Origin of the sequence: Photobacterium ganghwense, from assembly GCF_003025595.1 — a bacterium.
Classification (GTDB): domain Bacteria; phylum Pseudomonadota; class Gammaproteobacteria; order Enterobacterales; family Vibrionaceae; genus Photobacterium; species Photobacterium ganghwense.
In genome coordinates, this window is sequence record NZ_PYMI01000001.1 from 453942 (window position 1) to 468888 (window position 14947).

Annotated in this window: 12 protein-coding genes and 1 riboswitch; of the genes, 6 read left to right on the forward strand and 6 right to left on the reverse strand. The window is 50.5% G+C overall.

The window, feature by feature from the left end:
- Nucleotides 1-141: 141 nt before the first annotated feature.
- Nucleotides 142-1104 (reverse strand): 4-hydroxy-tetrahydrodipicolinate synthase, encoded by a 963-nt coding sequence (dapA, locus tag C9I92_RS02030; RefSeq protein ID WP_084712484.1) that lies wholly within the window; start codon nt 1102-1104, stop codon nt 142-144.
- Nucleotides 1105-1195: 91 nt separating this feature from the next.
- Nucleotides 1196-1366, reverse strand: a riboswitch (Lysine riboswitch).
- 259 nt (nt 1367-1625) lie between these two features.
- Entirely contained in the window at nt 1626-2597 is a 972-nt protein-coding gene (locus C9I92_RS02035; RefSeq protein ID WP_047884199.1) for a leukocidin family pore-forming toxin, read from the reverse strand.
- Nucleotides 2598-3099: 502 nt separating this feature from the next.
- On the opposite strand from C9I92_RS02035, the gene C9I92_RS02040 reads away from it, so the two are divergent.
- Nucleotides 3100-4455 carry a multiheme c-type cytochrome gene (locus C9I92_RS02040; RefSeq protein ID WP_107193798.1) on the forward strand — a complete coding sequence of 452 codons (1356 nt, stop codon included), beginning with the start codon at nt 3100-3102 and terminating at the stop codon, nt 4453-4455.
- 54 nt (nt 4456-4509) lie between these two features.
- Complete coding sequence (locus tag C9I92_RS02045; protein ID WP_047884197.1) at nt 4510-5070, forward strand: NapC/NirT family cytochrome c; 561 nt, start codon at nt 4510-4512, stop codon at nt 5068-5070.
- 180 nt (nt 5071-5250) lie between these two features.
- Here C9I92_RS02045 and pgsA read toward each other — a convergent pair whose 3' ends face one another.
- The 3 genes from pgsA to uvrY are packed head-to-tail and all read right to left on the reverse strand — an operon-like array spanning nt 5251 to nt 8327.
- Nucleotides 5251-5808: a CDP-diacylglycerol--glycerol-3-phosphate 3-phosphatidyltransferase gene (gene pgsA, locus C9I92_RS02050; protein ID WP_047884196.1), complete on the reverse strand. Its 558-nt coding sequence runs from the start codon at nt 5806-5808 to the stop codon at nt 5251-5253.
- Between the two features lie 42 nt (nt 5809-5850).
- Nucleotides 5851-7683 (reverse strand): excinuclease ABC subunit UvrC, encoded by a 1833-nt coding sequence (uvrC, locus tag C9I92_RS02055; RefSeq protein ID WP_084712483.1) that lies wholly within the window; start codon nt 7681-7683, stop codon nt 5851-5853.
- Nucleotides 7683-8327 (reverse strand): UvrY/SirA/GacA family response regulator transcription factor, encoded by a 645-nt coding sequence (uvrY, locus tag C9I92_RS02060; RefSeq protein ID WP_047884195.1) that lies wholly within the window; start codon nt 8325-8327, stop codon nt 7683-7685. Before uvrY ends, uvrC begins: the two co-directional genes overlap by 1 nt.
- A gap of 871 nt (nt 8328-9198) precedes the next feature.
- Here uvrY and C9I92_RS02065 point away from each other — a divergent pair.
- Genes C9I92_RS02065 through C9I92_RS02075 form a run of 3 tightly spaced genes read left to right on the forward strand, consistent with a single transcriptional unit; the run spans nt 9199 to nt 12287 of the window.
- A complete protein-coding gene (locus C9I92_RS02065) occupies nt 9199-9750 on the forward strand; it encodes an ECF-type riboflavin transporter substrate-binding protein (protein ID WP_047884194.1) in 552 nt (183 codons plus the stop codon).
- Nucleotides 9751-9753: 3 nt separating this feature from the next.
- Nucleotides 9754-11451, forward strand: coding sequence for an ABC transporter ATP-binding protein (locus C9I92_RS02070; protein ID WP_047884193.1), 1698 nt, complete (start codon nt 9754-9756; stop codon nt 11449-11451).
- Nucleotides 11448-12287: an energy-coupling factor transporter transmembrane component T family protein gene (locus C9I92_RS02075; protein ID WP_047884192.1), complete on the forward strand. Its 840-nt coding sequence runs from the start codon at nt 11448-11450 to the stop codon at nt 12285-12287. Before C9I92_RS02070 ends, C9I92_RS02075 begins: the two co-directional genes overlap by 4 nt.
- Nucleotides 12288-12391: 104 nt before the next feature.
- On the opposite strand, the gene C9I92_RS02080 is transcribed toward C9I92_RS02075, so the two are convergent.
- On the reverse strand, nt 12392-13297 hold the full coding sequence (locus tag C9I92_RS02080; protein WP_047884191.1) for a DMT family transporter: 906 nt from the start codon (nt 13295-13297) through the stop codon (nt 12392-12394).
- A 98-nt stretch (nt 13298-13395) separates the two neighbouring features.
- On the opposite strand from C9I92_RS02080, the gene C9I92_RS02085 reads away from it, so the two are divergent.
- On the forward strand, nt 13396-14838 hold the full coding sequence (locus tag C9I92_RS02085; RefSeq protein ID WP_047884190.1) for an aminotransferase-like domain-containing protein: 1443 nt from the start codon (nt 13396-13398) through the stop codon (nt 14836-14838).
- Nucleotides 14839-14947: the final 109 nt, after the last annotated feature.

Genomic DNA, 14947 nt, shown 5'->3' on the forward strand with positions numbered 1-14947 from the left:
AAAATTGCCGTAGAACGCTGCCGTATTGGGCTCTGTTTTTAGGTGCGAGATTCGTAAATGGCGCCGGCGCGTACATTGGTACCGGCGTAAATCGGTGCTGATACATCACTGTACTGCCCGAGATAAGTAAGAAACCAGTAATCAGGCAACCAGGAGCGGATCGTCAGCCGATACTGCTGGTTTAGCGCTGGCTTGCAGCCACTGATGCACAGCATCGTTGGCTTGCAGCACCGTGGTCAGTTCATTCAGCTCTTCCAGATATAGCGGTGGACGCAATCCGGCATGAGGAATTCGGCCCTGATGCTGCATCAGCGCTTTCACCGGAATCGGGTTTGCCGCACAGAACAGGCTGTCACCTGCTTGTTGCCATAACGCTTTAAAATCCGGAGCTGTCTCTGTCAGGCTGCGCTGGACATAGCGTGCGGTTGCTTCCGGCCAGGCATTGGCAGCCACGGAGACCAGCCCACACGCGCCAACAGCCACGAAATCCACCAGCAATCCGTCATCCCCACAGAAAAACTGCAGTGATGGCGCTGCATCATAATAACGGGTAAAGGCTTCCACACTGCCGCTGGCTTCTTTGACTGACCAGGCATTCGGGTGGACGGCCAGTGATGTCAGGGTATCAGCATTCAGTGACACGCCTGTTCGCGAAGGCACGTTATAGATCATGCACGGCCACTGGCTGGCATCCAGCACACTGAGGAACCACTTAAGCTGACTAACCGGGCCCGGCTTGGCATACAGCGGTACCGGCACCAGCAAGGCGTCAATCGGGTAATCTTTAAGGAAACTCAGCCATTGCAGTTGCTGCTGCAGCTGGAAACCACCCACCCCGACCATCAGCGGGACTGTCAGATCCAGCGCACAGACATGCTGAACCACGGCCTGTTGCTCTTCCTGGGTCATCGCCAGTGCTTCACCGGTACTCCCGAGCACCAGCACACCATTTCCGGCGGCTTCCTGTTCTTTACACAGTCGAGTCAGGGTTGCAAAGTCGATGGATTCGTCGGCATGAAAAGGCGTAATCAATGCCGTCCACAGAGTTGTTTGTTGTAGTTGTTGTTGAACCGCTGTCGCGGTGGAAGAAGTTTGATTTGGCATCTCTAATCCGAATTTTCCATTATCAGTATTAGAGAGCTTGGTTTTGCGAAAAAGCCAATGACAGACAGCCATTTGAAGGCAAAAAAGCACAAATACCAGAAGCTCTCCACCAAAGGTGACAGCCCTGAGGATTCAGCCCCAGTGACCGACAAGTATTGCATCCAAACGCAAACTCATCTCGGCGTTAAGCCCCCTCACCTGCCTTCCCGGGTATTTGGATACCTCAGACAGACTACCTGGTTAACGCACCTCTTCTGCTCCCATACACTGATGGGATGCCTCGATTCAATCATCAATAGCGAAGGTCTGTCAATCATTAGGTGGATTTTTATGTGCTTTAGAAGGAAATTTTTTCATTGATGATATATCGACGTGAAGATAACCCTATTATCTCCTTACTTTAATCATGGTCAAATGTATCTATGCATTAGCGTGATTAAAGATAAAAAAATGCCGGACTTTTGTCCGGCATTGATATCGTTTATGAAAAAATCAGAAATTTTCTGCTGTTTCTTGGTCGTTTATTGCTTGCTCACAACCAGTTTATCCCAGTCGATACTGAAGCGGACTTCCGCTTCGTTGTAATGGTTTTTAGTACCGTAATCAGACCAAGTACACGCACTGCGGGAGAATCCCTCCTGAACCTGCTTCATCCCGGCACGCACGATCATTTCGGTTGTCGTTACCTCGTTGGTATCCGCGTCGGGGGTAAACACATACTGGAACTTCGGTTTAAAGCCGTAAATCAGGCGTGGGAAATTCTCTTCCGGCAGCAGGTTCTCGTTGTAGCAGTCGGTGTAATGGTAAACACCTGCCCATTTGCCGTAGTACTGATAGTCATTGGTATACAACTGATTCAGTGATGTCGTCCATTTCACGCCTGTTCCGCGATAATTCCCGACCTGTGGTTTTACTGCGGTAACATAGTCTTTACTGGAATACCGAGAAGTATAGGCCACACCCAACTGAGTGTTCAGCGATGCCGAAAAACCAGGCATTTCACCCGGTTTGCCGCTCACAGACAAGCCAATAGACGGCGCAACGGTGGTAGTTGAAACCGACACGTCGCTGGCTTCGTTCTGCGGCGAATAGTCTTCACTGAAGATGGGGGTACCGCCAGCCTGATAAATGCTGTAATCGAACTGAACCGGATAATTCTGAGTGAAACGGGCAAGCAGCGGCGCATCATAGATTTGTTTTACGCCTGAGCCACCCGGCACATAACCGTTGCCCAGCGTCACAACCCGCGCGGCTTTCTTGCCGTTGTGGCTATTGTGGAACAGCTCCACCAGCAGCTTCATCTGCACTCGGCTGCCACGAAATTCGCTCGGTGACAATTGCGCTTCACTCTCAAGAATGACTTCATAACTTTTTTTCTGATAGCCATCGAGTGTCACATCATCAATCAGTACACTTTCCACGACCTCATTGGCAAGCACTGACGTCCCATTCAGTGCAGTGAAAACCAGCGCCGCAATCCATCTCTTTTTCATAGGTATTATCTCTCTGGGAACCTTCCCAACGAAAATACCAATTAGTTCTATTATCAACAACGCATTGAAAGCAAATTTATGAAGGCAAGATCAAATTTGTGATCTGTTAAGAAAAGTAGACAGGCTGCACCAGCAAGAATCGAACATACCTGACACAGAATTGAAACATCAGAACGCAGTGAGTAATCGCTGCTTGTAACCCTCTGAACAGCAAGTAAACACCGCCTGCAGCATATCGCACTCTTATTGCATCCATATCACAGCCTGTCGGTGAATGTTTTTTCACCAATAAGATTAATTAGACATACACTTTATGTGGATAAGCGAAGCAGTAAACATAACGCATAACAACGCAGGGATACACTGCAAGCACGTGAGCGAGGTTACTATGAAAATAAAACTGCTGACTCCAGCCAGATGGTCGCAGCATTTATTCGTCCTTCTTACCGCAATACTTCTTTTTTTACCCGCGACATCCTTTGCTGAACCCAAAGCATTGGTCATGAAACCCTTCAAGCAACTCAGTCAGGAAAGTAAGGAGTGTGCTGCCTGCCACAAGGAGAAAAACCCGTCTATCTACGCACAATGGGGTCGCTCAAAACACTACGGCGCCAATGTGGGCTGCTATGAATGTCATCAGGCATCACCGGATGATCCGGATGCAATAAAACATGAAGGCTTCAATATTGCTGTCATTGTGTCACCGAAAGACTGCAGTGCGTGCCACAGTCAGGAAGTGGCCGAATTTTCCGCGAGTCACCATGCCAAAGCCGGTCAAATTCTTGGTTCTTTAGACAACTTTTTAGCCGAAGTGGTGGAAGGCGCCCTCACCTTCCACGGTAAATCCTCTGCGGCGGTAAACGGTTGCTGGCAGTGTCACGGCTCTGAAGTCAAAGTGCTGGAAAATGGCGACCTTGACCCAACCACCTGGCCCAATACCGGGATCGGACGGATCAATCCGGACGGCTCGGTGGGTGCTTGTACCGCCTGCCACCAGCGCCATGAGTTTTCCATGGTGCAGGCTCGCCGCCCTGAAGCCTGCGGCAAGTGCCACTTAGGCCCAGACCATCCGCAGAAAGAGGTTTATGAAGAGTCCAAGCACGGTATCAACTTCTTTGCCCACGTCGATAAAATGAATATGGATTCGGCCAAATGGGTAGTCGGTGAAGACTATGATGCCGCGCCAACCTGTGCAACCTGCCATATGTCAGCAACCCGCGAACTGCCTGTCACCCATGATGTGGGTAACCGGATCTCCTGGACCTTGCGCCCGGCCATTTCGGAGAAAATTGACGCCAAAGACAAGGCATCCGGTAAAGAAACCAAGTCCTGGCAGGACAGACGGACAGACATGAAAAATGTGTGTCAGTCATGCCATACCAAATCCATGATCGACAATTTCTACCAGCAGTTTGACTCACTGGTTGAACTCTACAACGACAAGTTTGCCCGCCCCGGCAAAGCCATGATGGAAGTCCTGCAAAAAGAAAAACTGCTGACTGACACCGAGTTCGACGAAGAAATTGAATGGACCTGGTTCTATCTCTGGCATCACGAAGGCCGCAGAGCGCGCCATGGTGCGGCTATGCAGGCACCGGATTATGTCCAGTGGCACGGCATGTATGAAGTGGCTGAACGGTTTTATATCGAAATGGTTCCGCAGTTTATGGAGATCCTCGAAAAAGCGGAGCACGACGGAAAAACCGACAGCGCCACCCGGGCTCGCGCAGTACTGGATGAAATCCTCAACCGACCTGAGCATGCCTGGTTCACGGGTAATGAACCGGAAAATGTCAAAAAGGCACGAAAAGAAGCACAGGATGCCTTTAAAGACCGCTACCTCAACGACAGCAAATAGTCCGGGATGCCGGGCATGACAACCTCATGCTCGGCAATACCCTAAGGAGGCATTATGGGAGAACCACGTTCCCGGACAAAAAAGTTTTGGCGCTGGCTGAAAAAGCCACTGCTGCTTGGTATCCCGATTGGCATCGTCCTTGTCGTCATCGGGCTGGTCGGTTTCCAGGGTGTCATGGTGGCTTCAAACATGAACGCATTCTGTTTCAGCTGCCACCTGAAAATGGACACCATCGTGCAAGAGTACAAGGCATCGCCCCATTATGTCAGTGACGATAAAGTTCTGGCCACTTGTGCAGACTGTCATGTACCCCACGAGTTTATCGATAAGATGAAAGTGAAAATCGCGGCGACGGCAGATATCTACCACATGATGAAAGGCACGATCACCAAAGAGAACTTTGAGGAGCACAGGCCAAGGCTGGCCCGGATAGTCTGGGAGGATATGAAAGCCAGTGATTCAGGCACCTGCCGCCATTGTCATTCCGGTGAGAACTTTGATCTGTCCAAACAGCCGCAGCGCGCCCGGCTGAACCATGAAATGATTGAACAAAGGGGGGAAACCTGTATCGACTGCCACGCCGGTATTGCCCACAAGCGCATTACCATCGAGTAACCACCAGAAAGCACAAAGCCGCCAGTCAGGCGGCTTTTGTCATTCAGGCGTTCAGCATCCGGTTGCTGCTTTCAAGATTGATGCTTTCAACATTGGTACTTTTAACATTGGCGCTTTCAACGATACTTTCAACATTAATGTCTTCAAGATTGATGCACCCAAAATGTGTGCCAGCCAGGGTTACATATGCTCGGCATTAAACAGGTCGTCTTTAGCAGCACGCAGATAAATGTACATCGACCAGTAAGTCAAAATCATTGCGACATATAAAGCGACATACCCTACCCAGACTATCCACTCGACCGGATGCCACAGCAGCAGCAACAGGGCCAGCATCTGAGAGGCGGTTTTCACCTTACCGACCCAGGAAACAGCCACGCTGGAGCGTTTACCCAACTCGGCCATCCATTCACGCAAAGCCGAAATAATGATTTCACGACCAATCATAGTGATCGCCGGGATGGTCACCCAAATAGAATGATAGTGTTCGACCACCAACACCATCGCGGTTGCAACCATCACCTTATCCGCCACCGGATCAATAAAGGCGCCAAAGCGGGTAGTCTGATTCAGTTTACGGGCGAGGTAGCCATCAAACCAGTCTGTCACACCGGCGACAAAGAAAATCAACGCGGTTGCAAAAGGAGCCCACTGATACGGCAGGTAAAAAGCAATCACGAAAAAAGGGATAAGCGATAGCCGTATGAAGCTTAAAATATTTGGAATCGTTAAACGCATAATCAATTAGTTCTTATTGTGAATTTTTGTATCGCCACACCGCTAGTGTTGCAGTGCGTCATAGATTTTTTCTGCCAGTGCCCTGCTAATCCCTGGAACCTTGGCGATTTCCTCTCTGCTTGCTTTTTTGAGTTCCTGTAAACCACCCATGTATTTGAGCAACGCCTGACGACGCTTCGGACCTATGCCTTCCACATCCTCCAGCACACTGCGTTTTCTTACCTTCGCCCGCTGTGCACGGTGACCACTGATCGCATGATTGTGGCTTTCATCCCTGATGTGCTGAATAAGGTGCAACGCCGGAGAGTCTGAAGGCATGGTAAATTCTTCGCCTGTTGTGAGCAACAGGGTTTCCAGGCCGGGTTTTCGGGTCGTGCCTTTCGCCACGCCCACCAGAATCGGACGGGTCGGCCATTCGGCCATCAAAGGTGCTACTACATCATACGCTCTTGAGAGCTGACCTCTACCCCCATCGATAAAAATAATATCGGGAATTCTGTCAGGATCGATCTGCGAACCATAACGACGTTCCAGTGCCTGAGCCATCGCGGCGTAATCGTCGCCACCGGTGATACCGGAAATATTGTAACGGCGATATTCCTGTTTCAGCGGCCCTTCTTTGTTGAAGACCACGCAGGACGCAACGGTTTTTTCACCCATGGTGTGGCTGATATCGAAACACTCCATACGCTCAAGCGTATTCAGCCCCAATGCTTCACGCAGCGCCACAAAACGCTGGTGAATGGTCAGCTTGTGGTTCAGCTTGCTGATCAGCGCCGTACGGGCATTGGTCTGAGCCAGTTTCTGAAATTTGGCTTTATGCCCGCGCGTATGGGTCTTAATCGTGATTTTTCGCCCGGCCAGATCCGACAGCGTTTCCGCAATCACCGATTGCTCATCGCCTAACGACTCACCCAGCAAAATTTCAGATGGGATGACCCTGCCTTCTGCCTGATTCAGATAAAACTGACAGACAAAGCTGGACAGCACCTCGGTAATGTCAGCTTCTGCCGGCATTTTCGGGAAATAACTGCGGCTGCCCAGAATCTTGCCCTGACGGATATACAGCGCATGAATACAGGCCATGCCATTTTCGTGCGCAATGCCTACGACATCCAGATCGTCATCACTGTCCTGGCTGACAAACTGCTGCTCCTGTACCCGGCGCAGCGCCTGAATTTGATCCCGGTACATCGCGGCTTTCTCGAACGCCAGCTGCTGGCTCGCCTGCTCCATCTTTTCGACCAGGGATGCAATCACCTGACGGTCTTTCCCTTTAAGGAACAAACGGACAAAATTCACCTGCTCCTGATAATCCTCGTCGCTGACCAGCCCTTTCACACAGGGCCCGAGACAACGGCCAATCTGGTACATCAGGCAGGGACGGCTTCGGTTTGCATACACCGAGTCTTCACACTGACGGATAGGGAACACCTTTTGCAACAGGTGCAGGCTTTCGCGTACTGCGCCGCCATCCGGATACGGACCAAAGTATTCCCCTTTGCGCTTTTTCGCGCCGCGGTGAATAGTCAGACGGGGGTGCTGGTTAGCACTCAGGTAGATGTAAGGGTAGGATTTATCGTCGCGGAGCAGGACATTGTATTTGGGCAAATACAACTTGATGTAGTTGTGTTCCAGAATTAACGCTTCGGTTTCGGTATGCGTTACCGTGACATCAACTTTGGCAATGTTTTTGACCAAAGCCCGGGTCTTTTCACCACTGACATTGGTGCGAAAGTAGCTGGACAGGCGTTTCTTTAAATCCTTCGCCTTACCGACATAAATAACCTCACCAGCCTCGTCATACATTCGGTAGACGCCTGGCTGGTGAGTAACGGTTTTTAGAAAACTTTTTGCGTCAAACTGTTCTGACACTACAACGTCTCTGTGTCTAACATTCCGTGGCGAATCGCAAGGTGGGTGAGTTCGACATCACCATTAATGTCCAGCTTACTGAACAGGCGATAGCGGTAACTGTTAACCGTTTTAGGACTCAGATTCAGTTGCTCCGAAATTTCGGTCACTTTCTGCCCTTTCGTAATCATCATCATGATCTGCAGTTCGCGTTCAGAGAGATCTTTGAATGGGTTTTCTGAGCTTGGCGCAAACTGGCTCAGTGCCATTTGTTGCGCTATTTCCGGTGAAATATAACGTTGTCCGCTATTCACTGCGCGAATCGCATTCACCATTTCATCAGGCCCTGCCCCTTTGGTTAAATAACCTGCGGCACCTGCCTGCATCACTTTCGTCGGGAACGGGTTTTCAGTGTGGATGGTCAGAACGATGATTTTGATATCAGGGCTGAAGCGCAAAATTTTACGCGTGGCTTCCAGACCGCCGATACCCGGCATGTTCATATCCATAAGAATAATGTCCGAATGATTATTTCGGCACCATTTTACGGCTTCTTCACCACTGTCGGCTTCCCCTACCACTTTAATACCACGGACATCTTCAAGAAGACGTCGGATCCCTGTGCGAACCAGTTCGTGATCATCTACAAGGAATACATTAATCAAGCTGTATCTCCAATATGATTTGGCTCTGCACCCTGCCGGAATGGCGGGATAGCTGTTACTGATAGTAACCGATTCTACCTCAACTTCCTAACTGAGCCCATGCGGATTCTGTGTATCAGCGCATGTTTTCGAAGCAAGTTAAAGCTTGACAAGAATCGGAATGTTCAAATTTCACGCGCTTTACATTAAAGCGATATGAAACAGCAGTATTTACTAACTAAGTGAAAAAATAAAGTGGAAAATTCATTATTTCCAGCCGTTTAGATAGTTCTCAGCAATATCGGCGGAAAAGCATAACTTTCGTTATCAGCCTGTGTTCTCGCTATTATTGTGAGCAGAACAGAGAAAACAGTGCGCTTTAGCACTAACTGGGACATCCTTGCTAAAACGATAACTTATCATCCTAGAAACAGCCATTTAACGTGTGGCTAAAACCCAATATCAACACCGTTCAAGCTGCCTTGATTAACTTACAGTATTGCCGATGATTGCATACTTTTAAAGGCAACCTGCGTACTTCTTCTCTCTGTACTTCTAAGTTTAGTCGTCGTCAATGCCCGCCGAATAGGAAGAGTAAAAACGAAATCACTGTGTTTTTTCAGGTTACAAGGTATACGCTGATGACAACAAATCGGGCAAGGAATAGACGTCCGGAAGTAAAGATTTCATTTATTTAGCGGCTTCATGTATCATGCGCCGCTTGTGTCTGCCGACCACCCTGCTCTTGCGAAAAAATGGATTTACCTCTCTTCCCGGATATGACATCTGTCTGGCTATGCCAGCGCCCGCCACTTGCAAAGCAGCGTTTTCAAGGCCGGCAAATCAACAGACTCGCCTACGGGCAACGTCCAGTGAATTAGAAAGGTATGTCATGAATTTATCTGCCAAGACAGTTGTACTTATTGCTATTGGTGCAGCGTTATACGGCATAGGCGGTTTGCCTATGTTCGGTATTCCTGTCTTTGCCAACACCACCCTCAAACCGGCCATGGCTGTACTGGCTTTGTTCGGCGTCCTGTTTGGCCCACTGGTTGGCTTTCTGGTCGGCTTCATTGGACACTGGGTCACCGACTTATTTGCCGGCTGGGGCGTTTGGATTACCTGGGTGCTGGGCTCCGGCATCGTCGGCTTACTGATTGGCCTGTATCCGAAACTCACTCGCGAACGCCTTGAGAAAGGCCATTTCTCCAAGCTCGATTTCTGCCTGTTTGTACTGCTGGCCTTTATTGGCAATGTTGTAGGTTATGGCAGTTCCGCCATGCTTGACGCCATCCTCTACGCCGAACCTTTTACCAAGGTAATGGCACAGCTGACCATCATTGCCGCGGGCAACACGATACTGATTGCGGTGGTCGGCCACTTCATCCTGACCGCAGTCGCAAAACGTAAAAAACTCAGTTACAACCTGAAAGAGGCGTACTAACGCATGTCCATCCAGTTTTCAGATTTTTCTTTTAAATATTGGGCGTTAGAGCAGCCAACCCTGAAGAACATCAACCTGACGATTGAAAAAGGCGAAAAGGTCGTGATCGTCGGACCAAGCGGCAGCGGTAAATCCACCCTTGGCCAGTGCCTGAACGGGTTAATTCCTTTTGCCATCAAAGGTGATATCTCCGGCGCACTGACCATTAATGCTCAGAGCACCCAGCACATGGATTTACACCAACTGACCTGCCAGGTCGGAACGGTGCTGCAGGATACCGACGGCCAGTTTGTCGGCCTGAGCATCGGTGAGGATATTGCCTTTGCACTTGAAAACCAGATGGTTGCACCGGGTGCGATGCACCGTGTGGTCGAAGAGACCGCCAAGATGCTGGAGCTGGATGACATGCTGCATCTGTCGCCGTTTGATCTGAGCGGCGGCCAGAAGCAACGTGTATCACTGGCCGGAGTTATGGTAGATGACGTAGATATCCTGCTATTTGACGAACCACTGGCCAGTCTGGATCCCAAAACTGGCAAGGCGACCATTGAGATCATTGACCAGTTGCACCGTGACACCGGCAAAACTGTCGTGATCATTGAGCACCGGCTGGAAGATGTCCTCCACTGCCCGGTTGACCGGATTGTGATGATGGAACGTGGCCAGATTGTTGCCAACATGACTCCAGATGAGCTGCTGGCCAGTCCGCTACTGGGTGAACACGGTATCCGAGAGCCATTGTACCTGTCTGCTCTGAAAGCAGCGGGCTGTACTGTCCGTGCATCTGATCAGCCAGCCTCATTACAGACGATGCAGCTGGATGCGTTTAAATCTGACGTCCTTAACTGGCTAACCTTACAGACTCCCCAATCGCAAACCAATCAAGCCACACCTCTTCTGGAAGTCAGTCATCTGGGTTACTCCTACGACGGCCAGAAACAGACACTGGACGACATCAGCTTTACCCTTCACCAAGGCGAATTTGTCTCGGTGCTGGGTAAGAACGGTTCCGGGAAATCGACCCTGACCCGGCTGATTATGGGCGTCATCGACCCAGATCAGGGCACAATGCACTTTGAAGGCAAAGACCTGACCCAGCGTTCTATTTCGGAGCGCAGTCAAGATATCGGGGTTGTTCTGCAAAACCCAAATCACATGATTTCCCATCATATGATCTTTGACGAGGTCGCATCTGGTCTGCGCCACCGCGGTCTGCCGGAATCTGAGGTTGAGCAGAAGGTATTGGCTACCCTGGAACTGTGTGGGCTGGGTCGCTACCGTCACTGGCCAGTAGATGCCCTGAGCTATGGTCAGAAAAAGCGGGTGACCATCGCAACAATGCTGGTACTGGAACCCAAACTGCTGATTCTGGACGAACCTACTGCCGGACAGGATTACCGTCACTATACCGCGATGATGGCGTTTATCCGCGAGCTGAACCAGAAACTGGGACTGACTATCCTGATCATCTCACATGATATGCATCTGGTGCTGGAATACACCGACCGGGCGATTGTGATTGCCGACAGCAAGCTGCTGGCAGATGCACCGGTTAACACCATTTTCAGTCAGCCTTCGTTGCTGGAACAGGCCAACCTGACGGTGACCAGTTTGTACACGCTGGCTCAGAAACTTGGCATTGAACGAATCGATCACTTTATTCGTTGCTTCATTCACCATGAGGCAAGCGCACACGTATGAAAACCAATAAAATCAAATTCGGTATCAGTTACATCAATACCGGCTCACCGCTGCACAAACTGAATGGTATTACCAAGTTTGTCCTGTTCATGGCCTGGGTGACCATGGTGCTGATCACATTTGATATCCGCATCATCACGGCCATGATCGCCTTAGGTTTTGCTCTGCTGAAGCTGTCGGGCGTGCCGTTCTCCAACTACAAAACGCTGATGACAGGCACCGTAACCGTCCTGCTGCTCAACGCGCTGTTTATGTACCTGATTGCGCCGCAGCAGGGAACAGAATACATGGGTAGCGAGACGGTACTGCTGGCCCTGACCAGCCACTATACCCTGACTCAGGAAACCCTGTTTTATCTGCTGACGGTCACCCTGAAATATTTCAGCATGTTCCCCATCGCGCTGGTATTTGTTTTCACCACGCACCCGACTGAGTTTTCGGCCAGTCTGAACCGGCTGGGCGTACCATACCGGATCGCCTATGCCGTCAGCCTGACCCTGCGGTATCTCCCGGAAGTGACCAAAGACTTTATCAATATCATGCATGCCCAACAGGCTCGTGGCGTTGATATCTCGAAAAATGCCCCTGTTTTCACTCGCCTGAAAAATGTGGCCAAAATACTCGGCCCGTTGATTTTCTCCAGTCTGGACCGGGCCGATGTGATTTCCAACGCCATGACGCTGCGTGGTTTTGGCCGCCACAACAAACGGACATGGTACAGCCTGAAACCAATGCAGTCTGTGGATTATATGGTGCTGACAACCATTGCGCTGGTTCTCGCTGGCGGTTTCTGGCTGAGACACCAGTCCGCCCAGTTATTCTGGTATCCGTTCTGATCGTGCTGGTAGCAGGCCAGTAATGGAAAAGCCCGTTTCTGTATCGAAAACGAATACTGAAGTGGGCTTTTTAGTTTCAAGGTTCGCTGTACTCTTGGCGACAGTTAGCGGGAAGAGACGCCGTACTGGGTAGCCTGAGCCGGTCGGATGTTTGGCCGACGAATCACCAGGTATACCGCTACCGCCGCCAGGGCAAACCCCATCGCACCATATTTATCAAATGTTTCACCAAATACCAGCCAGGCCTGAAACGCCGTCATTGGCGGTGCCAGATAAAAAGTTGAGGCAACCTTTGACGATTCACCGTGCTTAATCATGTACAGCAGCAGCAGAATTGATACCACCGAGAGCACCAGTACCAGCCAGCTCAGCGCAAAGATAAACGTTGGCGTCCAGTTCACAGCCATGGTTTCCGTCATCAGTGCTACCGGCAAAAACAGAGTGGCAGCCGCCGCATATTGCCAAACCGCTCCGCCAATCATATCGACATTCTGGCAAAACCGTTTCTGATACAAGGTGCCGAAGGTAATCCCCAGCAACGCCAGAATCGTAAACGCATACGCTGCCGTTCGGTTACCATCCTGATGCCAGGACATGTTCCCCTGAAGTACCAGGGCGATCCCGACAAAGCCAAGCACTAATCCAGCCCACTGTGTGGGTCTCATACGTTCACCTGCAGCGGCAAACATCACCAGTGCCGTGACAATCGGCTGCAACCCGACCAGCAGTGAACACAGCCCGGCAGACATGCCAAGGCTAATGCCAATATAGGTTCCCCCCAAGTAGAAGCCATGGATCAGTAACCCGGCGACCAGGCAGTGCCCCAGCGCTTTACCTGTCGGCAGACGGGCACGCAAGATCACAACCAGCAACAGAAACACACCGATATTCGCTAACATGCGTAATAAAAGGAAAGTCATCGGCTCGGCATAAGGCAACCCTAGCCGGGCACCAATGAAACCGGAGCTCCAAAGAACAACAAAAATAAACGGAATAAAGCGTGCCAGCATGACTCTCTCACTTTGCATTTTTTCACAGAGTCTTTACTTTATAGGGGTACAGAAATGTTAACAGGCACAGATAACAGTGATTTTTAGGGTACAGAAGGATGAAAGCAACACCATCACCGGGCATCACCAAATATCAACAGGTACTCAACTGGCTCAATGACCAGATTGATAAACACAGTTATCTTCCGGGTGACAAACTGCCGTCCATTCGTCAGCTAAGTCACGAACTAAACCTGAGCAAGAACACCGTCATCCGTGCCTACCAGCAGTTGGAAGCCGACGGCAAAATAACGGCTTGTCCCCGCTCGGGTTATCGGGTCGCTGCCGGATTACATAGTGTCCCGACAGTCCCGGTGCCTGAACCGGAGTTTGTGGATCTGATGACCCTCAGCAAAACCATCATGCGGTTACCGGCATCGAGAGAGGTGCTGCCGATGGGCTCAGCGCACCCGGACACGAATTTTCCCGCTATTCGTTCTCTGTATGCTGAGATCGGTCGCCACAGTCGTTATCAAAGCCATATTCCCAGCCATTACCAGTTACCCCCCGGTGATGAAAACCTGCTGAAACAACTGGTGGGAATCAACCGCGAGCTGGGCATCACGACCTCAGCCAGTGAACTGTTGATCACACATGGAGCCCAGCAAGCCATCAGCCTGAGTTTGCAAGCGATCACCCGGCCAGGCGATATTGTGCTGCTTGAATCAGCCAGTTACTTTGGCAACCTGTTGTTGCTTGAATCTCTCGGCCTGCAGGCTATCGAAATTCCGTTTGATGCTCAGTACGGCTGGCATTTCGGTGCGCTGGAAGCCGCCCTTCAAAACTGGCCAGTCAAAGCTATCCTGATCAACCCCAGCTTCAACAACCCAACCGGCCATGTAATGTCAATACAGGAGCGACGGGAATTCCTCTCACTGACTGGCGGCATCCCCATTATTGAAGATGATGTATTTGGCGGGCTGGCTTACCACCAGCGGCCGCTGCCGCTCAAAACGCTGGATACCGAAAACCGGGTGATTTACTGTAATTCCCTCTCCAAAACCCTCGATTCCCGATTACGTATTGGCTGGGTGATTGCTGGACAATATCAGCCCGTGATCGAAAAACGCCTGATGACCGACAATATGGGCAGCCCCAATCTGCTGCACTCTGCCGTCGGCGAATTCCTGACGACCGGTAAATACCGCGATCACCTCGGCAAAATACGTCGCAGCTACAGCAAAAAACAAAAACTGTTTTTCCAGGCTCTGTCCTGGGCACTGGATCGTTATCCGCATCTGAAAGAACGCTATCACCTGACTCAACCTGAAGGCGGATATTTATGCTGGCTGATCTTACCGGAGCCAGCAGACAGCAATCGTATTTATCAGGAAGCCCTAGCCAAAGGCATCAGCCTGCTGCCGGGAAATATGTTCAGCGCCAAAGATCAGCACAGGCACTGCATACGGTTCAGTTTTGCGAACTACGAGGACACACCGAAGTGGCAGCAGGGGCTGGCTACCCTGGCTGGCATTATTGCCCGACATCTGGCCGAAACCTGATCTTTCACTGTTGCCTACTCACTCTGTTACAAAATCAGCTTGGCGCTAAATCAGTCCTTTGCCTGATCAGACTGCCGTATGCCAAGTGGCGATTCAGGCAAACCCAGGC